Genomic DNA, 19,676 nt, shown 5'->3' with positions numbered 1-19,676 from the left:
ATGGGCATCAACCTCGGATACTGGACACCCGTCTACGGAGGCTTCCTGCGCAACGTCACCGACGAGGGGCGGATGGCTGCGACCTGGGACTACATCCGCGAAGTGTCGGTGAAAGCAGATCGGCTCGGCTTCCACACCACCCTCGTTCCCGAGCTGTACCTGAACGACCGCAAGGGAATCGACGCACCCAGCCTGGAGGCTTGGTCGCTGTCGGCGGCGATCCTCGCCGTCACCGATCATCTGCGCGTCATGACCGCCGTCCGTCCCGGCTTCCATCTCCCCGCCGTGCTCGCCAAGACCGTCAGCACCCTCGACACGGTAGCTCCCGGCCGCATCGCTCTCAATGTCGTCGCGGCCTGGTGGGCTGAAGAGGCACGGCAGTTCGGCGGCAACTTCCCCGCCCACGATGCGCGCTACACCCAGGCGAAAGAGTTCGTCGAGGTGCTCAACGGGCTGTGGGAGCGGACGCCGTTCAGCTTCGCCGGCGACCACTATGAGTTCGAGGACACCATCGTCGAGCCGAAGCCGTCCACGCATCCGGTGGTCTTCGCCGGCGGCGAGAGCGAGGCCGGCCGGGAGGCGATCGCCGACTTCGCCGATGCCTACGTCATGCACGGCGGCACACTCGACGAAGTGCGTGACAACGTCGCCGATATGAATGCCCGCTCCGATCGTCTGCATGGCCGCCCGGTATCAGAATTCGGGATGCCGGCATACGTCATCGTCCGCGACACCGAGGCCGAGGCGCGGCGAGAGCTCGACCGGATCACTACGGTCGATCCGGCCTCCCCCGGATACGCCTCGTTCGAGCAGTTCCGTGAGAATTCACAGCTCTCCCTGGAGGTCAGCAGGCGCGAGTATTCCGTCGGCACCCGCGGTCTGCGACCCGATCTGGTCGGCACCGCCGAGCAGGTCGCCGAGCGCATCAACGCATATGCCGAGGCCGGTATCACGCTGCTGCTGATCCAGGCTTCCCCGCTGGATGAGGAGCTCGAGCGGATCGCCGAACAGGTATTTCCGCTGGTCCCGCAGGATGCCCTCACATCTGCTCTACGCTGAAAGCATGACTGGTCTTCGCTGGGGAATCCTCGCCACGGGCGGCATCGCCCATTCGTTCGCTTCTGATCTGCGCACCGCCGGACTCGATCTGGTCGCTGTCGGCTCGCGTTCGCAGGCTTCGGCCGATAAGTTCGCGGCAGAGTTCTCGATCCCGCGTGCGCACGCCTCTTACGAGGCTCTCGTCGCCGATCCGGATGTTGACATCATCTACGTCTCCACCCCGCACCCGATGCACCATGCCGGCGCGAAGCTCGCTCTGGAAGCCGGCAAGCACGTGCTCGTGGAGAAGTCGTTCACACTGAACCGCGCCGAAGCAGAGGATCTGCAGCGCATCGCCACCGAACGCGGGCTGCTGGCGATGGAAGCGATGTGGACGCGGTATCTGCCACACATGGTGCGCATCCGCGAGATCATCGCCGAGGGCACGCTGGGAGAGATCCGAGCTGTCACCGCCGATCACACGCAGCTGCTCCCCTCCGACCCGACTCACCGCCTCAACGCGCTGGAGCTCGGCGGTGGCGCACTGCTGGATCTCGGCATCTACCCGGTCTCGTTCATCTGGGACATCCTCGGTGCCCCGACCTCCATCAAGGCCGTCGCACGTCTGGTGGAGACCGGCGCCGACGCCGAAGTCGCAACGCTCATGACGCACGAGGGCGGCGCCGTATCAACCAGCATCTCCTCCTCGCGGGCAGCCGGTGCCAACGTCGCCACGATCGTCGGAACCCAGGCGCGCATCGAGATCGACCGTGTCTGGTACTGCCCGACCTCGTTCCGTGTGATCGGCCCGGACGGCTCGGTTCTCGAGAGCTACGAGTCGGAGATCGACGGCCGCGGCATGCAGTACCAGGCCTTCGCCGCCGAAGGCGCAGTAGCCGCTGGAGACACCGCGGGTGCCCTGCTGCCACTCCCCCTCGCGGAGTCCGTCGCGATCATGGGAACGCTCGATGAGATCCGCGCCCAAATCGGCGTCCGCTACCCGAGCGAGGGGAACGCAAATGTCTGATCCCCAGGACCCTCGCGTCGCGGTCTACCTCGACTTCGACAACATCGTCATCTCTTGGTACGACCGCGTGCACGGGCGAAACGCCTACGGCAAGGACCGGCAGCGCATCACCGAGAACCCGAATGATCCTGACGTCATCGAGCGGCTCCGGGGCGCGATGATCGAGGTCGGTGCGATCATCGACTACGCCGCATCCTTCGGCACGCTGGTGCTCACTCGCGCCTACGCCGACTGGTCATCCCACGTGAACGCTGAGTACCGCTCGCAGCTCGTCGCTCGTGCGGTCGACCTTGTGCAGCTGTTCCCCGCCGCCGCGTACGCGAAGAACGGTGCCGACATTCGTCTGGCCGTGGATGCTGTGGAAGACATGTTCCGCCTCCCCGACCTCACCCACGTGGTCATCGTCGCTGGCGACAGCGACTACGTGCCCCTCGCACAGCGCTGCAAGCGCCTCGGACGCTACGTGATCGGCGTGGGCGTCGCAGGATCCACCGCCAAGTCGCTGGCCGCCGCGTGCGATGAGTTCGAGTCCTACGATTCGCTGCCGGGTGTCGTACGTCCCGTGCCCAAGCAGGCGGCCCCACCTGCTGAGCCTGTGACACCGCAGGTCACCGAGCCGGTTGCGTCGCGGAAAACTGCGGATGCCGAGCCGGCTGCGCCGCGTGCCACCCCGGATGCCGCGCCCGAAGCCCCCGCGACGAAGCCCAAGGCCGCGTCCAAGGGCCGCACGAAGAAGGCGACCAAGCCTGCCGAGCCCGCAGCGCCCGCCGAAGAGACTGAGCCGACTCCGACCACCGAGCAGGAAGAAGCCACCCTGCTGCTTGAGCGCGCGCTTCGCCTCGGGCACGACAAAGCCGGTGCGGATGAGTGGCTGCACAGCTCCGCGGTGAAGACGCACATGCGCCGCATGGATCCGTCGTTCAGTGAGAAGGCGCTCGGCTACCGGTCGTTCTCGGACTTCCTCAAGTCTCGCGACGACATCACCGAGCTTGAAGAGACCGGCCACGAGCGGGTGGTCCGCCTGCGCGAGGGCGCTTAGGCAGCGGGGAGGCTGCCGAGCTGACGGCGGATCCCCAAGCTCTCCCCCTCTAGGGTCAGCGGACCAGCTCCCGCGCGTCGAGGTGCAGACCGGCGATCATGCAGCGCACTGATCCGCCGGCGAGCTCGATCGTCGGCACCGGCAGGGCGATGATCTCGCAACTGCGCTCGATGACAGCGCGCTGATCGTCCCGCAACGCTGCGAGCGCGCGGGTCGAGAGCGCGAGGATGCGACGACCGTCCGCCTGCAGCTCAATCGCATTCCCGGCGAATGATGCGATCTGCGAGGCGGTCAGGTCGATGATCTCCCGCCGCCCGCGTGCGCCCAGGCGCATGACGACCTCTTCACGACGAGCATGATCGGCAATGAGTCCGAGGCCCACCATCACGAAGTCCGTGGCAATCGTCATCATCACGTTGGTGTGATAAATCGGTGCGCCGGTCTGGTCGACGGCATCCATCACCATCGGCTCATAACCGAACATGGAGCAGAATCTCTCCAGCAGTACGGGATCGGCGCGCCGGGAGCGGGCCACGTACACGATGCGCAACTCATGATCGATGACCATCGCGCCGGTGCCCTCCAGGAAGAGGCCGTCAGGCTCCATCCCGGAGTAGTCGATCACCTGCTGCACCCGGTACTGCCTCTTCAGCATCTCGACGATGTCGGCCCGACGCTCCGTGCGCCGGTTCGGCGCATACATCGGGAAGAGTGCGACGTGGCCGCCGGGATGCGTGGAAAACCAGTTGTTCGGAAACACGCTGTCCGGTCGCTGCGGATCGGTGTCGTCAAAGAGGTGAACTCTCACGCCCGCCTCGGTGAGTGTCTGCGCGGCACGCGTGACCTCGTCGTGCGCCAGTCGGGCGACCTCATCGCGGGCAACTTCCGGCAGCGCCTGAAACACGTTGTCGGCCGCTGTCTCCGGGTTGGGGAGGAATCGCTGCGGCCGCACCATGACGACCGCACTGGGCGCCTGGACCGACACCTCAGCCGACCGGAGAGAACGCGCCGAGCATGCCGAACAGATCCTTGGGGTCCTCCGGTGCTGCGACGAGATCGATCTCGCTCTCGTAGTCCGTACCGGCGACCTGGTCACGCACGTAGCGCAGCGCCGAGAAGTCTTCGATGGCGAAGCCGACTGAGTCGAACAGGGTGATATCTGCCGGGGAGGTGCGCCCTTCCTTACGGCCGAGCAGCACTTCCCACAGCTCGGTGACGGGGAAGTCGTCGCTCTGGTGCTGGATCTCACCCTCGATGCGGGTCTGCGGCGTGTACTCGACGAACACGCGTGCACGGTCGAGGATCGCCGGGTCAAGCTCAGTCTTTCCGGGGCAGTCTCCGCCAATGGCGTTCACGTGCATCCCCGCTGCGACATCGGCATCGTGCAGCACTGTGGCGAGCTGCTTGTCGGCCGTGCATGTCGTGATGATGTCTGCACCGCGAGCCGCGTCAGCTGCCGATGAGGCGGCGTCGATGCTGAAGCCGAGCGGTGTCAGATTGCGAGCGAGCTTGGCGATGGCATCCGGATCCACGTCATAGACCCGTAGCGTGTCGATGCCGAGCGTCTGCCGGAAGGCGAGCGCCTGGAACTCCGCCTGGCTGCCGGTTCCAATCATCGCCATGACCTGCGAATCCGGGCGAGCCAGAGCGCGGGCGGCGAGGGCTGAGGTGGCGGCCGTGCGGAGAGCCGTGAGCAGGGTCATCTCGGCGAGGAAAGTCGGATAGCCGTTGTGGACGTCGGCGAGGACGCCGAAGGCGGTGACGGTCTGGAATCCGCGCTGCGGGTTGGAGGGATGCCCGTTGACGTATTTGAAGCCGTACGTTTCGTGATCGCTGGTGGGCATCAGCTCGATCACGCCGAAGGGGGTGTGGCTGGCAACACGGGGCGTCTTGTCGAACTGCTCCCAGCGACGGAAGTCCGCGTCGAGGTAATCGATCATTCCCGTGATGCAGCGTTGGGGACCATGATCTGCGATCCACCGGCTCATGTTACGGACATCGACCAAGCGCGTCATGATCTTCCCCTTCTTGTCGTTGTTCTGTCACCACGGTACGCGTTGGCGATATGCAAGATCAATGCGCACATTGCCGAGCGGATCATCAGAACATGCGCATTCTGGTCAGTATCGCTTTACGATGTGTACATGAAACACCTCGATGACCTCGACCGCCGGCTGCTGGCGGCACTGCGCCAGGATGGTCGGGCATCCAGTGCGGCCCTGGCGCGAATGCTGGATGTCTCACGCGCGACCGTGTCGGCCCGCATCGACCGGCTGCAGGAGAACGGCACGATCATCGGCTTCACAGCGCGTGTGCGCGATGAAGCCGATCCGCTGACGATCCACGCCATTGCGCTCATCGAGGTCGAGGGGCGCACCACCGACACGGTCATTCGGCGCCTGCGCGGCATCCCCGAGATCATCGCCCTGCACAGCACCAACGGCGGGTGGGATTTGGTCGCCCAGCTGCGCATGGAAACCCTCGGTGACTTCGACCGGTTGCTCGGGCTGATCCGCTCGATCGAGGGCGTGCAGAACTCGCAGACGAGCCTGCTGCTGTCCAGTGTGCTGCGCTGAGCACTCCGGCGGATAGGCTCAGAGCGTGCGCCACGTCTCGCAATCGCCCTACGCCGAGATACTCGGCGATCGCCTGGATCAGCTACATCCGCACCTGCGTGAATACTTCTCGTCGCTGCCCGAGGGACACATCGGTATCGGCGAAGGCACCTTCAGCCGAGTCGGCACACCGCGACGGTGGCTGTGGCCGCTGCTGCGCCCGCTGCACGAGCGCAGTGTGATCTACGCCGGGTGGCAGCTGAGCGTTCCCTTCCGCGTCACCAACCGCTTAATCGACGGCCGCGTGGTCAGCGAGCGAGAATTTCTCCTCCCCGGTCAGGGGTGGACGATGCGTGACGCGGTATCGGTGAATCCGCATGGACGACTCGTTGACGAGCTCGGCGAATCCGGCGTCGTGGCGGCGAGCTTCGCGGTCGACGTGCGCGATGGTGCACTGCGGATGCGCAGCCACACGGTCGGCATCCGGTGGGGATCGCTGCGGGTCAGGCTTCCGCGGTTCCTCTCCCCCGTCGTCGATCTCACCGAGAGCTTCGACGAGGTGATCGGCCGGCAGCGCATCCTGGTCACGATGGAGCTTCCCCTCGTGGGCCGTATCTACGAGTACGCCGGCGACTTCAGCTATCGCATCGAGGAGGAGAAGCCGTGAGCGCAGGCGAAGTGGCGACCGGCCGCGTGGTGATCGGCGGGTCGTCCGGGTTCATGGGACAGCACCTGCAGCAGAAATACCGGGCAGAGGGGCGTGAGGTCGTCACGATCTCGCGTTCGAGTGCGGATCTGCGCTGGGGCGACCAGAACGGCATCGACCAGGCAGTCGATGGCGCGACTCTCGTGATCGGGCTTGCCGGAAAAAGCGTGAACTGCCGGTACACGCCAGAGAATCGGGCTGAAATCTTCCGCTCCCGCCTCGACACGACGGCATCGCTCAGCGCCGCGATCACCAGGGCGTCAGCACCGCCGGCGTTGTGGGTGAATTCATCCACCGCGACGATCTACCGGCATGCCGAAGACCGCCCGATGACCGAATCAGATGGAGAGATCGGCACCGGATTCTCGGTCGAGGTCGCCCGGGCATGGGAGCGGGCGCTGTTCGCCGATGACCTGCCGCAGACTCGTCGGGTTGCCCTGCGCAGCACCATCGTGCTCGGGCACGGCGGTGTGCTCGGACCGCTGAAGAACCTGGCACGGATCGGGCTCGGTGGTGCACAGCACGACGGCTGGTGGCCGGTTTCGAAGTCTCGACGCGCGGCGGGGACGGGTCATTTTCCCGGAGCTAAACGCGGCGCGCAGCGGTTCAGTTGGGTGCACATCGACGACATCGACCGCATCATCGACTTCGTCGAGCAGCATCCGGAAATCGATGGTCCGGTGAATGCTGCCGCACCCTTCCCCGTTGATAACACCACGTTCATGGCGACGGTGCGGCGGGTTCTCGGTGCGAAGTTCGGCCCGCCGATGCCGCGATGGATGCTGGAGCTCGGTGCCATCGGCATCCGCACGGAGACGGAGCTCATTCTCAAGAGCCGGTGGGTGCTTCCAGAGAAACTGTCCGCGGCCGGGTTCGAGTTCGCGTATCCGACGATGGAACCAGCAGTGCGGGAGTCTTTCGAGCGCGCTTAGTCTGCGTCGCCCTGCTCGCGGCGCTTCTCGATCGCCTGGCGCAGGCGCCACTCCTCGATCTCACGGTCGAGGTCTTCGATCTGCTGTTCAGTGGTTCGAGCGGCGGATGTCTGCGTCCACGTCTGCTGGATCGGCGGTTGCGCCGTCGTGCGCGGTGCGCGTTGGGGCATCTTCGGCAGTGAGACACCGCCCTCGCCGGGCTCGCGCCCGAGGGCGAACCAGAGAACGCTGCCGACCAGCGGCAGCAGGATGACGATGATCAGCCACACCATCTTCGGCAGGTACTTCACCTGCGAGTCATCACGAGTGATGATGCTGATCAACGCACCGACCATTAGCGCGAAGGTGAGAATCATGAGAATGAACGGCATGGCTTTAGGGTAGCGAGTCGGCCGAGACGTTGCTCGCGCTCGTCCGGCGCGATGGCAGACCAGCCGCTGATTTAATGAGGTATGGCTTTTCGCACCGACCCTGCACCGCTCACGCTGACCGGCTCGCTGGTCGAGCTGCGTCCCCTCGACCGGGCGCATCACGATGGGCTGGTGGATGCCGTCCGCGAGGACGACCTCTGGCAGACCGCCTGGTACACCTCAGTCCCCTCGCCGGACGGCGTCGCAGCGGAGATCGAACGCCGGCTCGGCCTCTCCGAGAAGGGCGAGATGGTGCCGTTCACCGCGTTTGATGCGGCCGGACGCGTGATCGGGATGACGACGTACTACGACATGGCGGCGGATGTTCCCCGGTTGCACATCGGGTACACCTGGAACCGTCCTTCCGCGCACGGCACCGGCACCAATGCCGAGTCGAAGCTTTTGCTGCTGACGCATGCCTTCGAGACGCTCGGCGTGTTCCGGGCGGGGTTCACAACACAATGGGTGAACTTCCAGTCGCGTGCAGCCATCGAACGGCTCGGTGCGAAGCAGGACGGCGTGATGCGCGCGATCTCGCGTTACCGAAACGGCGCGCTGCGCGACAGCGTGGAGTTCTCGATCCTGGAACCGGAGTGGCCGGCGGTCAAGGCGAACCTCGAAGCGCGGCTCGCAAAGCGGCGCTGAGACTGATCAGAGCGACGCTAGCGAGTTCTGCCCCGCGGCGAAACCCCCTCCTGGGTGGGACGAACGGTGGCTAGCCTGCGGTCATGGATACTCAATTGACCGCACTGATGATCAACTGCACGCTCAAGCCGTCGCCCGCCGATTCCAGCTCGGACGTTCTCGGCGGACAGATCCTCGCCTCGCTTGCTGCGCACGGCGTCTCTCCCGCCAGCATCCGCGCGGTGGATCATCTGATCCTCCCCGGTGTGCAGACGGATATGGGCGAGCGAGACCAGTGGCCATCGCTACGCGAGCAGATCCTGCGCGCAGACATTCTTGTTTTCGTCACCCCGACCTGGCTCGGACAGCACTCCAGTGTCGCTCAGCGCGTGCTGGAGAGGCTCGACGCCGAACTCAGCGAAACCGACGAAGAAGGTCGGCCGACCATGTTCAACAAGGTCGCGATCGCCGGGATCGTCGGAAATGAGGACGGGGCTCATCACATCGCAGCGGTCCTGTTCCAGGCGCTGAACGACGTCGGATTCACCGTGGCAGCACAGGGATCGGTGTATTGGAACGGGGAGGCGATGCAGGCTGTGGACTACAAGGATCTCGACGAGGTGCCGGAGAAGGTCGCACAAACGACCGCTACTGCGACGGCGAACGCCGTGCACATCGCTGAACTGTTGCGTGAGCGCAGCTACTCAGCAGCCTGACCGCTCACGCCGTGCGGCGCTCACTGAGCGCCGGGACCGCCATCCCAGTTGTTGGCGCGACGCGTGGCACTGCCGGGCTGCCGCATGATCCAGGCGAGCGACAGGCAGAACGCCACGAGGCCCGCGCAGAAGACAAGCGCCTCGAAGCCAGCGACCTCGAAGGACTTACCCATCAGGATGATTCCGCCGAGGAATAGGACGACGTAGACGATAAAGCTGAAGATCACGATTGCCTCCTGTTGTGACTGCCTTCTCCAGGATACCCGGCGCCGCGACGGTCGCAGACGCCCCGCATCACGAGCATCTGCGTCGGGCTCGAATCGGCGGCGAGGAGGTGCCCCACAGCGCCCATACGACAAGCACCGGCTGGAGCAGCAAGCGTGCGAATCGTCGACGATCAGTGTCCAGCAGAGGCGCGGATCGACCGGTGCGCCACTGGTGCACGTTCCCCGGGAACACAGCGACGAAGAAAGCGGCGACCGCCCATCCGATACGTTTGCGCTCCTTCGGAAGCGCGACAAGTGCCACAGAGAGCATCACCTCGACGGCGCCGGATGCGACCACGATCGCGTCCTTGTCCAGGTGAGACAACCGTGTCGCCCAGTCCGGCACGGTGATGCGGAAACCGCGCCGCCCCCAGCTCAGGTGACCGAGCCCCGCGGCGGCGAGCAGAACGGCGAGGGCCCAACGAGAGACGGTACGCGGCATCCTGTGCTCCTGTCGAACGTGACGTGCTCAGCGTACCGGCCGCGGGTGCAGGAGAGCTGTCTCGTAGTCTGATCTCATGGAAGCTTCGCGCCGTCAGCGCTTGAGCGCGATGGATCGCGTCGTCGATATCGGATTCGCCATCCTGCTCGTCGTATGCGGGATGCGGTATTTCAGCAGGCATCCGCTTGAGGGCGTCGGCTTTGCCGCGCTTATCCTCGCGATCGGAGCGGGTGTGAGCTACGCGATCGCGGTGATCGGCCGCCGCAGCCTCGATTCTGCTGCGCATGCTGCGGGACTGGACGCGGTCGGATCTAGACAGGCGATAGGACTCCTCATCGCTACGGGTTTCTGGCTGCCTCTCGCCGTGCTCGCTCCGTCCTTCGGATGGTGCGGTTTCGCGCTCTTCTTCGCGGTGCACAGAGTGATTCGCGGCCGCCTCGCGATCATCATCTCCGCTGCCATCGTCGTGGCCGTGAGCGTGGGGCTCTTCCTCATGTCGAATGGGGACGACCTCGGGTTGGTACTGGGTCCGTTCTTCGGCGGCGTCGTGCTCACCTACGCTTACACCGCGCTCGATCGTGCGCTGGACGCGCAACGAACGCTCATCGCGGAACTGGTCGATACACGTGAACAACTTGCACGTTCTGAGCGAGATGCCGGAGCGCTGGCGGAACGTGAACGCGTGGCCAGCGAACTGCACGACACAGTGGTGCAGCGAACAGCGACGGCTCTTCTCATGCTCGAATCAGATGACCTGCGTGGTGAGCAATCCACTGCAGTCGGGAAAGCGCGTGAAGCGCTGCGCGACGGCCTCATGCAAACACGGCAGCTTCTTCACGGGCTCGCTGACCCGCGGGAGAGCGGCGTCTCCCTCGCGATCGCGCTTCAGGCGCAGGCACGGGCCGCGGGCGCAGAGTTCGTCGTCGTCGGGGACGAGCGCGCGGTCTCCGATACGATTTCTCACGCACTCCAGCGCGTCGTTCAGGAAGCTCTGGTCAACGCTCACAAGCACGCTCAGGCAACGTGGACACGCGTCACCCTCACCTTCTTCGACTCAGAGATCGGTGTGGACGTGGCCGATGACGGGATCGGGCTCGCCGCCGCTGCACACGACTCGACGATGATCGATTCCGGTTCCGGTGGCTTCGGCATTCGAGCGATGACGTGGCGCGTCGAGAACCTGGGCGGAATGCTGACCGTCGAGTCATACGCGGGCGAAGGAGCGACCGTGTCCGCGATCGTGCCGGATGCCGCGCAGGAAGAGAGCAGATCATGATCCGGATTCTGCTGCTGGATGACCACCCTGTCCTGCGGCACGGCGTGAGGTCATTGCTGGACACTCAGAACGATTTCGAGGTCGTCGCCGATGTGGGCTCTGCTGCGGAGGCAACCGCGGCAGCTCAGGGAATCGATGTCGCGCTCGTCGATCTCGACCTCGGCGACGATGTCCCAGACGGAATCGAAGCGATCCGCGAGATCCGCCGGGCGAGCCCGACCACGAGCGTGCTGGTGTTCACTGCCTACGACTCCGACGCAGATATCGTGCGAGCGCTGGATGCCGGGGCTGCGGGTTACCTCGTCAAGGACAGCAGACCCGCGGAACTGTTTCAAGCGATCCGCGCGGCCGCGGATAGAAAGATTCGCCCGCACGGCGCGATCAGCGCACAGGCTCTCGAACGCATTGATCGACCGGGGGCGCTCACGCTGCGCGAGCTCGAAGTTCTCACCCTGGCTGCCGACGGACTCTCCAACCGTGACCTGGCGCGAGCGCTGCACGTCAGCGAGGCGACGATCAAGACTCACCTGCATCACGCCTTCACCAAACTTGGCGCGGATAATCGTCAGGCAGCGATTGCCATCGCGGTCAAACGCGGGTTCATCCGAATCTGAAGCATTCAGGTTCCTATCAGGCAGGTTCAACTGATCGATTGATGTGCCGGTTTTCTCGAATTCCTAACGTGGAATGTGTTCGCTTCGACTACTTGAGTCGGAGTTTCACACTCACTTCAGGGAGAAGAAGACTTGACGAAGAATCGCATCGTGCCGACACGCCGCACCATGATCACCGCGTCGGTGGTCACCGCTGTAGCTATCAGCCTCGCCCCGACCGCAAGCGCATTCGCCGCTGAAACCACGGCCGCCCCCGTCTCAAGTATTTCTGCTGCGGTTGCCACGCCGTCAGATGTACTGGCAGGCACACCGTGGGAGACCACAGGCGCTGTGGACCAGGACGAAAACAACGTCCCGCTGACAGACGAGAACGTCGCCAACTTCGTCGGCTGGGCCTACTACAACACCGACGGCACATTCACGATGTACAACCTGGACGACACCCCGAAGATGCAGGGTGACTGGACCGTATCGGCCGACGGCTCAGAACGTATCCTCCTCGCGAAGGACACCAACGGCGACGTGCTCTTCGAGCGCGCAGTGCCAATCACCGAACTCACCCCCGAAGAGTTCACCTACCGCGTCATCCCCGACGAGGCCAACCCCGAGGTCTACTACGACATCATCCACACTCCCACTGACCACGCCGAGCCCGCAGCCACCGCCCCGGATGACAGCGAAGCCGCGTCTGACGACGAAGATCTGGCCGAGACGGGCAATGCGGGCCCGATCGTTGCACTCGCTGCCGGATTGGTCGCACTGGTCGGCGGTGTCGCAATCTACGTAACCCGCCGGATGCGCCCGAGCAACCAAGCCTGACCCGCCTGCCCACCTCTCCGAAAGGTCACCATCATGAGACCGCGATCGATTTTTCTCGCCGCCGCTCTGTCTACGGCTCTCCTCCTCGCAGGATGCACCGCGACAGAGCAGGCGCCGAGCACAAGCACGACACCCCATCCGGAGGCGTCCGCAGAGGCTCTCGAACAGGAGGAACTGAACATGAACCTGATCGCGGCGGCCTGGGCCAACGATCTCGAGACATCCGCGCAGCTCATCGCAGCGGGCGCCGATGTCAATGCCAAGGATTCAACCACTCAAAGCGCGTACCTGATCGCCACGAGCGAGGGGTACCTTCCGCTACTGGAGCTCACTCTCCAGAACGGAGCCGACGTCGCAAGCCTTGATTCCTGGCACGGCACCGGCCTCATCAGAGCGAGCGAACGGGGCCATGCCGACGTCGTGGGACGCTTGATACAGGCGGGGATCGACACTGACCATGTCAACAATCTCGGTTGGGTGGCGCTGCACGAGGCGCTGGTCTTCGCGAAGCCCGAACAAGTCGAAGCCTACGTAGACACCGTGCGCGTGCTCGTGGCAGGAGGAGCCGACGTGACTATTTCATCTGAACGCGACGGGATGAGCCCCGCGCAGCTCGCCGAAAAGCACTCTCTGACGCCTCAGTCCGAGTTGCTGCGCGCTGCTGCTGCCGACGACGCTGCCACGGCCGGTGACGGTGACGGTGACGGTGACGGTGAAGCCGACCAGCGGCTTCTCACGGCCGCGCAGGCAGGCGATGCTGATGCGGCAGCGCTCGCGCTGCGCGCCGGAGCAAATCTGGAGACACGAAATGATCTCGAACAGACTCCCCTTCTCCTGGCATCCACTTATGATCACGTCGAGGTTGCTCGTCTGCTCGTCGCCCTCGGCGCCGACGTTGATGCCCTCGATCATCAGCACGACACCCCTTGGCTCGTCACAGGAGTAACAGGCAGCGTCGCGATGCTCGAAGCCCTTCTTCCCGCGGATCCGGACATGTCGATTCCCAATCGGTTCGGGGGCCTCTCCCCGATCCCGGCTGGCGAACGCGGGCATGCGGATTACATCAAACGGGTCGTGAGCACAGGCGTGGACCTGGACCATGTGAACAACCTCGGCTGGACGGCGCTCTTGGAAACGGTCATCTTCGGAGACGGCTCCACGCGTTACCAGGACATCGTCGCCACGCTCATCGACGCTGGCGCAGATGTCACCATCGCAGACAAGAACGGTGTCACGCCTCTCGAGCACGCTCAGTCTCGCGGATTCGGAGAAATCGCGGCCGCATTAGAGAAGGCTTCTCGCTGACGGGCACAGGGCTCGCCCTGGCAGCACCGCTGGTACCGCCGCTCAGCGTATGCGACCGCCATGCCACGCGCGTGCGACAGCACCGGTGTCGCGGCTGATACCCGTGCCGATGACCATGCCGATCGCAATCGCGAAGATACCGCCGATGGTCTGCAGTAGGGCGTTTCCGCCACCGGCAGTTCCCACCACTGTCTCGGTCAGACCGATGAAGCCCAGAGTGCCGGGCACCATCATCCAATAGGCGCACGTGAGCATCACCGCGGGTTGCGGAGCGCGAGGAATATGCGAGGCGAGATAGATGGCAGGCACCGCGATGAGAGCCCCCACGAGCCCGGACAGCGTTGCGCCGAGGAGCAGGTGTCCGAGCAGCTGTCCGGCGTAAGCAACGCTCAATGCGAACAGAATCCAGATCAGGGAGCCTTTGGGCGCAACGGAATAGAGATAGTAGCCAACCGCCACGAACACGATGCCCACCCACGGAGCCCAGGCACCGAGACGATCTCCCGTGGCAGTGTGCGGGGTCGCGATGCCCGTGACGACAATGCCCATGTAGAGCCCGAAGGCCAGCAGCGAGAGAGTCGCGAAACCGTAGAGCAGACGGCTCGCGCCGGCGATGATCTGACCGTTCGTGAGTTCGACAGTGGCGATCGTGAGGGTCAGCCCCGGAAGCATGCTGGCGATGGCAGGCGTGACGAGGCTGAGCATGCTCTGACTCGCCAGCTCCGGAGCGATCAGTCCGGCGATCGCCGTTGCGATGAAAGCAGCCACGACCGGGAGCACGAGCGCGAGCGTGCGCACCCGTGAACCCAGCAGCACGAGCAGCCCGACGAGCAGCCCGAGCGCCGCATATATGGGCAACGCCGGCAGCGTGGGGCTCAGCACGAGGCCGAATCCGACGGTCAGTAGGACGTGACCGCTCAAGGATGCCCAGAAGCCGAATCGTGGCGGAGTTCTGATGATCTGCGCTACCTCTTCCGACACGGCCGCTGGCGCGAGTTGGGTTTCGGCCGCCCGGTGCATGAGTCGTTCGATTGCATCGACCTGGTCGAGGCGCAACGCGGGCTGATCGGCGTCGAACACCGATGTGTTCGCCGGCACGGTCAGCGGATCCTCGATCAACACGAGGGTAGGAAGGGTGATGATGCGCAGTTCAGAATTTCCATAAGTGCCGGCCAATGAGCGAAGTGATGCTGCCACCTCATTGGTGGGCTGCGACCCGGCCAGCAGCATGCGTCCGAGCATGCCGAGCATGTCGACCAGCTGCGCACCATGCGCATTGGTCGGTGGTGCGGAGTCCTCCTTCTTGAGGACAGACAGCGCACGTTGCAGGCGCGTTCGGCGAAGGTTCAGAACTATCCTCCCGGTCGTGGATGGTGACGACTTCGATCTCACATGAGTTTCGTCGACTGCAGCATGCCCTCCATCTTCGCGTTGATGCCGATGAGCGGCTTGCGCAGCGCCAAGCCCAGAAGCAGCATCGGCACGATGAACGCGAGCAGCAGACCCAGTGAGATCCAGTAGTCCGCGTGGTAGATGCCGGCAAGCGCGGCCCGGAAGGCGTCGATGGCATGCGTGGCTGGCAGGAACGGACTGATGTTCTGGAACCATTGCGGTAGCAGGACGAGCGGATACGCACCTCCGGCACCTGCAACCTGGATGACCAGCAGAAAGACGGCTAGCGCCTTTCCTGCATCGCTGAACGACACCACGAGCGTATAGATGATGAAGGTGAAGACGAGCGAGGTCACCCAGCCGAGCAGGAGGAACAAGAACGGATGCACGGGTTGCAGCCCTACGATCAGAATGTTCCCGAGGAACACCAGGGTGCTCTGAGCCAACCCGAGCAGCGCGAAAAGACCGTAGCGACCGAGGAACCGCTGATGAAGCTTCAGCTCGGGCCCGCCGTCGAAGGGCCGTGCGGGCGGGTTGACGCGCAAGGTCACGCAGATCAGCAACGCGCCGACCCAGAGCGAAAGGGTCGAGTACAGCGGTGCCATCCCGGCCCCGAAGCTCACCACCGGGAACAGCGGAATCCGATCGAGTCCGATGGGCTGGGACAGCGCAGTGGCCAGCACTGACGGGTTCGAGCCGATGATCTTGCTGATCTCACCGAAGTCGCCGGAGTCGACTGCTGTGGACAGCAGGCCAGCGACCCGCTCAACCTCCACTGCGGTATCACCCAAGGTTGTGGCGAGTTCGCCATTCTGAGCTACGGCATTGTCGAGCATGCTGGTGACGCCGTTTGCTGTGTTGCCGAGGCCCGCGACGCTGCCGGCGACGCCCCCGAGCCCGATACTGACCGCGTTGAGTGTTGTTGCGAGCTCATCAAGCGTTGGCTTGAGGTTGTTCGTGAACACGGCCCCGGCGTTATCGAGTGAAGCCTGCGCAGCCACGATCCGTCCATCGATATCGGCACGGAACCCCTGCACATCGTTGTTGCCCTGAGCCACGCCGTCCGCCGTCTCCTGAAGGCGAGATTGCAGAGCCTGCTCCCCGGCGATCGCAGCGTCAAGATCTGCCACGACGGCATCGAGCGCGGGGCGCTCTTCGTCGGACAGCGTCGGCGCTACGTCGTTGATGAGTCGCTCTCGCAGCTGCACATGCCGATCGATGAGGTCGCCAATGTCGGTGACCATCACCCCGATCAGCTCGACGCTGGACGCGGCATCGGAATCGAGGCCAGAGAACACTCGATCGACTTCGCCGGAGAAACGGCCGAGCTGAGCCGAGCTGGCTTCGAAGGCCGCAGTCAGCACATCGGACGCGTGAATGACCGCAGCATCCGCATCCTGCGCGGCGGCGAGACCTTCCTGGATCTTTCCCGTCGCGGTAGAGAACTCGGATTCGACGGCTCCGAACAGGCTGGAGCTACTACTGACCAGCGGGATGCTCGCTTGGAGGATCCCCGTGAACATCGTGGCAGTGCCCGATGCTGCACGCAGCTGCGCTGCCACGTCGCTGATGTGCGCCTCGATGCGAACGAATGTTGCCTGAGAGTCACTACTGCCCAGGTTCTTCGCGATCGACGAAACGAGGCTCAAAGCGATGTCGCTGAGCTCGTTCATGAACTCGGAGTTGATCTTCGCAGAAAGGTCGTCGGCGCCTTCGCTGGTGATGAGGGGTGCCAACGGATTCGATTTGTCGTTGGTGTAGTAATTGATCTTGGTCTGCTGGGAACCGGCCGTATAGAAGGTGAGCATGCGCTCGCTGAAGTCTTCCGGCAACACCATCGCGGCGTAGTACTCACCGGACTCTGTGCCGGCGATCGCATCTTCCTTGGTTGTGATGACCCAGTCGAGCTGGTCGTTCGCACGAAGCGCTGACTCGACCAAGCTCGCGATGTTCAGGTGGATCGGGATCAGCGGGCTGGTGTAGCCCTTGTCCACGCTCGCCACAGCGACCTTGAGGTTCTTGGTGTTGTTGAAAGGCTCCCAGCTGCCGATCACGTTGAACCAGGTGAACGCGGAGGGAATGACAACGAGTCCGCACAACACAATGACCGCCATCACATTGCTTGTCACGCGACGCAGGTCCGATCGGAACTGCTGCACGATTCCCCTCATCGCTTGGACTCCAGTTCCGCCAGCTCTTCACGCAATTTCTCTTCGGGCATGTCCCCCACCTCCGCGGAAAGGCGCAGGCTGTAGCGGATGTACTCCAGTGCGACCAACGCGACGAAAACTATGATGAGCCACAGAATCCACAGACCCACGAATTCGATCTTCGTGCTCGGGAAGACTATTGCGCACACGGCCAGCACCAACACACCGATCAGCCCAACGACGACGATCCCGCTACGGAACCCTCGGTATGACCGCGCGAACGGCAGGGCACGTTTCTTGAGGCTCTCCTTGTATCTGGCGCGATTGGCCAGGGCACGCAGCACGTGATTGAGCCGGTAGCCGCGGCCGGTAGGAGCACCGTCCTCGCTGGTGAACAGCTCCGTTTCGCGGACCTGGCTCGTGAACAGCCGCGTGACGTTGGCGACGTGTCGTCGAAGCACCAGCCCGAGGAAGAAGGACAGTACAACGAAAATTGCCAGCATCCCGAGGTAGCGCCAATAAGCGAACCCAGCGAAACCGCTGATCACCTCACGCATTGCGTCGATCCCGTATGTGAAAGGGAAGAAGGGGTACAGCGATTGGAAGAACTCCGGCATGAGCTGGATCGGATAGATTCCAGAAGCTCCCGGGATCTGCATGATCACGAGAACGACAGCGAGCCCCTTGCCGACGTACCCGAATGTCACAGACAGTGCGTAGATGACGCTGAGATAGGCCAGTCCGATCAGTATCGGCGTGACGACGAATGCGAACACGTTGACGTGTTGCACCCCGATTATCAGGTTGCCGATGCTGAGGACGATCGCCTGCATCACAGCGATGCACGCGAACAATGACCAGCGACCGAGGTACTTCTGACGTTCCGTGACGTCGGCGATATCTTCATCGTCAACATCAAGCTTCAAGATCACGACGAGCACGAAAGCGCCGATCCACAGCGACAGGTTGATGAACAGAGCTCCCATCAGTGATCCGTATGCCGGGGTCGGGAAGATGGTGTGCTGATCCACTTGCACGGGCGTCGCCATGAACTCAGCAATCTGCTCGGCATTCAGATGAGTGAGGGCCTCAAGATCTTGGAAGAGGGCCACCCCTCCCAGCGTCTGCAGATCAGAGACCGCGACGCCCATATCCGCTTCCACTGCAGCGAGGTTGCCATCGAGACTGCTCAGCGCGCTCGATGTCTGCTCGAGCTGGTGGTCAAGGCCTCCCAGCAGAACCGACGACTCCCCCAGAATGACACGCTGCGCGTCCACCGCCGCTAAGAGCGCACTGCTCGCCGCGCTCACGCGTCCGACGGCGCCCAAAGCACCTGAGGCTGCCTCGCCCACTTCTGCGGAGCCGATCACATGACCAGTTGTCGCCTCTCCGGCGAGTTGAAGCAACTCCGTCTGGGCGCGTTCCGCGAGTGCGCTGACGTCGGTGAGCGTCGTCTGAGCATCTGCGAGGGCAACGTCGATGTCGCCCAAGACCACTTCGCTGCTTTGCAATCCCGCCCGTGCATCGGTGATATCACCGGCGAGCACGCTCAGGCTGGCACGAGTCTGCCCAATGGCCTCCGCTACTCGCTGCAAGTCGCTGACGACTTGGGCCTCGGCGGCCAGCAGGTCATCTTCGGCTGCGACGCCACCCTTCTGGATCGCCGTCGCGACAGCATCCGCGACCTGTTGGGTGAACGAGTCAGTGATCTGCGTCTGCAACGTTGTTGCCCCGGTGTCCGTGATCTCCGGCGTGACTCCGTTCTCTTTCTCGTTGACGTAGTAGAGCAACTTGGGTTTGGTGAAATCCCCCGAAGTTATGCTCAGCAGATCCTTCGAGAAGTTCTCTGGAACGACGAACATGGCAAAGCTCTCGCCGCTGCGCACGGATTCCATGCCGGCGTCCTCTGAGAGGAAATGCCAGCCGAGATCGTCGTTGTCTTTGAGCTTTGCGACGAGCTGATCGCCGACATTCACCTCGCCCGTGAGCGAGTTGGATGCCCCAGCATCGAGGTTGACGACCGCGATGCTCAAGTTCTTCGTGTTGTCGAACGGGTTCCAGAACGCCGTGATGTTGAACCATGCATACAACGCGGGCGTGATGAGGGCACCACCGATGATCACAAGTGCCAGCGGCACACGAACGAGCCGTTTGATATCCCGTTTCAGAACCCGCCAGACATTGCGCATTCGTTCGCCCCTCACGACACCTGATCAGTCCTACACCGTCGGACGCGACGCCTCCGACGGTCAATCCATAGCTCCGATGTGCCCTACCCTAGCGGCAGGCGAGCGCCGCGATGCGCACCCCTCAGAAATGTGCGAGATGCCGGCCTGGTCGGTGTTGCGCGTGCCCGGTGGATAGA

20 protein-coding genes are annotated in these 19,676 nt (G+C 63.7%); 12 read left to right on the top strand and 8 right to left on the bottom strand.

The features are described 5' to 3' along the window. Genes ACSU1L_RS12095 through ACSU1L_RS12085 form a run of 3 tightly spaced genes read left to right on the top strand, consistent with a single transcriptional unit; the run spans position 1 to position 3,104 of the window. Positions 1-1,059, top strand: a complete 1,059-nt coding sequence (locus tag ACSU1L_RS12095; RefSeq protein WP_439255965.1) for an LLM class flavin-dependent oxidoreductase — start codon at positions 1-3, stop codon at positions 1,057-1,059. A gap of 4 nt (positions 1,060-1,063) precedes the next feature. After that, positions 1,064-2,065 carry a Gfo/Idh/MocA family protein gene (locus ACSU1L_RS12090; protein ID WP_439255964.1) on the top strand — a complete coding sequence of 334 codons (1,002 nt, stop codon included), beginning with the start codon at positions 1,064-1,066 and terminating at the stop codon, positions 2,063-2,065. Next, a complete protein-coding gene (locus ACSU1L_RS12085; RefSeq protein WP_439255963.1) occupies positions 2,058-3,104 on the top strand; it encodes an NYN domain-containing protein in 1,047 nt (348 codons plus the stop codon). The genes ACSU1L_RS12090 and ACSU1L_RS12085 overlap by 8 nt, the downstream gene beginning before the upstream one ends. A 55-nt stretch (positions 3,105-3,159) precedes the next feature. Here the strand turns inward: ACSU1L_RS12085 and ctlX are convergent, their stop codons facing one another. Further along, positions 3,160-4,059, bottom strand: coding sequence for a citrulline utilization hydrolase CtlX (gene ctlX / locus ACSU1L_RS12080; RefSeq protein WP_439255962.1), 900 nt, complete (start codon positions 4,057-4,059; stop codon positions 3,160-3,162). Between the two features lie 31 nt (positions 4,060-4,090). Continuing rightward, positions 4,091-5,119, bottom strand: coding sequence for an ornithine cyclodeaminase (locus ACSU1L_RS12075; RefSeq protein WP_439255961.1), 1,029 nt, complete (start codon positions 5,117-5,119; stop codon positions 4,091-4,093). Positions 5,120-5,248: 129 nt separating this feature from the next. Between ACSU1L_RS12075 and ACSU1L_RS12070 the strand changes: the two genes are divergently transcribed. The 3 genes from ACSU1L_RS12070 to ACSU1L_RS12060 are packed head-to-tail and all read left to right on the top strand — an operon-like array spanning position 5,249 to position 7,297. Beyond that, the gene (locus ACSU1L_RS12070; protein ID WP_438254981.1) at positions 5,249-5,680 is read left to right on the top strand and encodes an Lrp/AsnC family transcriptional regulator; all 432 of its coding nucleotides are present in this window, start codon (positions 5,249-5,251) and stop codon (positions 5,678-5,680) included. Positions 5,681-5,705: 25 nt separating this feature from the next. After that, positions 5,706-6,326 (top strand): DUF4166 domain-containing protein, encoded by a 621-nt coding sequence (locus tag ACSU1L_RS12065; RefSeq protein WP_439255960.1) that lies wholly within the window; start codon positions 5,706-5,708, stop codon positions 6,324-6,326. Continuing rightward, entirely contained in the window at positions 6,323-7,297 is a 975-nt protein-coding gene (locus ACSU1L_RS12060) for an epimerase (protein ID WP_439255959.1), read from the top strand. The genes ACSU1L_RS12065 and ACSU1L_RS12060 overlap by 4 nt, the downstream gene beginning before the upstream one ends. Here the strand turns inward: ACSU1L_RS12060 and ACSU1L_RS12055 are convergent. Next, positions 7,294-7,668 carry a PLD nuclease N-terminal domain-containing protein gene (locus ACSU1L_RS12055; RefSeq protein WP_439255958.1) on the bottom strand — a complete coding sequence of 125 codons (375 nt, stop codon included), beginning with the start codon at positions 7,666-7,668 and terminating at the stop codon, positions 7,294-7,296. The genes ACSU1L_RS12060 and ACSU1L_RS12055 overlap by 4 nt on opposite strands. Before the next feature lie 81 nt (positions 7,669-7,749). Between ACSU1L_RS12055 and ACSU1L_RS12050 the strand changes: the two genes are divergently transcribed. Continuing rightward, positions 7,750-8,352, top strand: coding sequence for a GNAT family N-acetyltransferase (locus tag ACSU1L_RS12050; protein WP_439255957.1), 603 nt, complete (start codon positions 7,750-7,752; stop codon positions 8,350-8,352). Between the two features lie 83 nt (positions 8,353-8,435). Next, positions 8,436-9,047, top strand: coding sequence for a flavodoxin family protein (locus ACSU1L_RS12045; RefSeq protein ID WP_439255956.1), 612 nt, complete (start codon positions 8,436-8,438; stop codon positions 9,045-9,047). A 20-nt stretch (positions 9,048-9,067) separates the two neighbouring features. Here ACSU1L_RS12045 and ACSU1L_RS12040 read toward each other — a convergent pair whose 3' ends face one another. Together ACSU1L_RS12040 and ACSU1L_RS12035 are read right to left on the bottom strand one after the other, a co-directional pair. After that, a complete protein-coding gene (locus ACSU1L_RS12040) occupies positions 9,068-9,274 on the bottom strand; it encodes a hypothetical protein (RefSeq protein WP_438254972.1) in 207 nt (68 codons plus the stop codon). A 67-nt stretch (positions 9,275-9,341) separates the two neighbouring features. Continuing rightward, positions 9,342-9,755, bottom strand: coding sequence for a hypothetical protein (locus tag ACSU1L_RS12035; RefSeq protein ID WP_439255955.1), 414 nt, complete (start codon positions 9,753-9,755; stop codon positions 9,342-9,344). Positions 9,756-9,831: 76 nt separating this feature from the next. Between ACSU1L_RS12035 and ACSU1L_RS12030 the strand changes: the two genes are divergently transcribed. From ACSU1L_RS12030 to ACSU1L_RS12015, 4 genes are all read left to right on the top strand, one after another. After that, positions 9,832-11,031: a sensor histidine kinase gene (locus ACSU1L_RS12030; protein ID WP_439255954.1), complete on the top strand. Its 1,200-nt coding sequence runs from the start codon at positions 9,832-9,834 to the stop codon at positions 11,029-11,031. Then, positions 11,028-11,645, top strand: coding sequence for a response regulator (locus ACSU1L_RS12025; RefSeq protein WP_439255953.1), 618 nt, complete (start codon positions 11,028-11,030; stop codon positions 11,643-11,645). The genes ACSU1L_RS12030 and ACSU1L_RS12025 overlap by 4 nt, the downstream gene beginning before the upstream one ends. A 132-nt stretch (positions 11,646-11,777) precedes the next feature. Beyond that, on the top strand, positions 11,778-12,464 hold the full coding sequence (locus ACSU1L_RS12020; RefSeq protein ID WP_439255952.1) for a DUF4822 domain-containing protein: 687 nt from the start codon (positions 11,778-11,780) through the stop codon (positions 12,462-12,464). Between the two features lie 33 nt (positions 12,465-12,497). Continuing rightward, the gene (locus tag ACSU1L_RS12015) at positions 12,498-13,769 is read left to right on the top strand and encodes an ankyrin repeat domain-containing protein (protein ID WP_439255951.1); all 1,272 of its coding nucleotides are present in this window, start codon (positions 12,498-12,500) and stop codon (positions 13,767-13,769) included. Positions 13,770-13,811: 42 nt separating this feature from the next. On the opposite strand, the gene ACSU1L_RS12010 is transcribed toward ACSU1L_RS12015, so the two are convergent. The 3 genes from ACSU1L_RS12010 to ACSU1L_RS12000 form a co-directional block, all read right to left on the bottom strand. After that, positions 13,812-15,020, bottom strand: coding sequence for a threonine/serine ThrE exporter family protein (locus ACSU1L_RS12010; RefSeq protein WP_439255950.1), 1,209 nt, complete (start codon positions 15,018-15,020; stop codon positions 13,812-13,814). Positions 15,021-15,157: 137 nt separating this feature from the next. Beyond that, positions 15,158-17,332, bottom strand: coding sequence for a YhgE/Pip domain-containing protein (locus ACSU1L_RS12005; RefSeq protein ID WP_439255949.1), 2,175 nt, complete (start codon positions 17,330-17,332; stop codon positions 15,158-15,160). Further along, complete coding sequence (locus ACSU1L_RS12000; RefSeq protein WP_439255948.1) at positions 17,329-19,500, bottom strand: YhgE/Pip domain-containing protein; 2,172 nt, start codon at positions 19,498-19,500, stop codon at positions 17,329-17,331. Before ACSU1L_RS12000 ends, ACSU1L_RS12005 begins: the two co-directional genes overlap by 4 nt. Between the last annotated feature and the right edge of the window lie 176 nt (positions 19,501-19,676).

The organism is Microbacterium sp. A94, assembly GCF_051842855.1.
Taxonomy (GTDB): domain Bacteria; phylum Actinomycetota; class Actinomycetes; order Actinomycetales; family Microbacteriaceae; genus Microbacterium.
Note: the sequence above shows the minus strand (reverse complement) of the source record. Positions and strands in the feature narration are given on the sequence as shown.

Coding starts and splice junctions, on each gene's coding strand:
- ACSU1L_RS12095 (WP_439255965.1), top strand. CDS start 1: ATGGGCATCAACCTCGGATACTGGACACCCGTCTACGGAGGCTTCCTG.
- ACSU1L_RS12090 (WP_439255964.1), top strand. CDS start 1,064: ATGACTGGTCTTCGCTGGGGAATCCTCGCCACGGGCGGCATCGCCCAT.
- ACSU1L_RS12085 (WP_439255963.1), top strand. CDS start 2,058: ATGTCTGATCCCCAGGACCCTCGCGTCGCGGTCTACCTCGACTTCGAC.
- ctlX (WP_439255962.1), bottom strand. CDS start 4,059: ATGGTGCGGCCGCAGCGATTCCTCCCCAACCCGGAGACAGCGGCCGAC.
- ACSU1L_RS12075 (WP_439255961.1), bottom strand. CDS start 5,119: ATGACGCGCTTGGTCGATGTCCGTAACATGAGCCGGTGGATCGCAGAT.
- ACSU1L_RS12070 (WP_438254981.1), top strand. CDS start 5,249: ATGAAACACCTCGATGACCTCGACCGCCGGCTGCTGGCGGCACTGCGC.
- ACSU1L_RS12055 (WP_439255958.1), bottom strand. CDS start 7,668: ATGCCGTTCATTCTCATGATTCTCACCTTCGCGCTAATGGTCGGTGCG.
- ACSU1L_RS12050 (WP_439255957.1), top strand. CDS start 7,750: ATGGCTTTTCGCACCGACCCTGCACCGCTCACGCTGACCGGCTCGCTG.
- ACSU1L_RS12045 (WP_439255956.1), top strand. CDS start 8,436: ATGGATACTCAATTGACCGCACTGATGATCAACTGCACGCTCAAGCCG.
- ACSU1L_RS12035 (WP_439255955.1), bottom strand. CDS start 9,755: ATGCCGCGTACCGTCTCTCGTTGGGCCCTCGCCGTTCTGCTCGCCGCC.
- ACSU1L_RS12030 (WP_439255954.1), top strand. CDS start 9,832: ATGGAAGCTTCGCGCCGTCAGCGCTTGAGCGCGATGGATCGCGTCGTC.
- ACSU1L_RS12025 (WP_439255953.1), top strand. CDS start 11,028: ATGATCCGGATTCTGCTGCTGGATGACCACCCTGTCCTGCGGCACGGC.
- ACSU1L_RS12015 (WP_439255951.1), top strand. CDS start 12,498: ATGAGACCGCGATCGATTTTTCTCGCCGCCGCTCTGTCTACGGCTCTC.
- ACSU1L_RS12010 (WP_439255950.1), bottom strand. CDS start 15,020: ATGCTCGGCATGCTCGGACGCATGCTGCTGGCCGGGTCGCAGCCCACC.
- ACSU1L_RS12005 (WP_439255949.1), bottom strand. CDS start 17,332: ATGAGGGGAATCGTGCAGCAGTTCCGATCGGACCTGCGTCGCGTGACA.
- ACSU1L_RS12000 (WP_439255948.1), bottom strand. CDS start 19,500: ATGCGCAATGTCTGGCGGGTTCTGAAACGGGATATCAAACGGCTCGTT.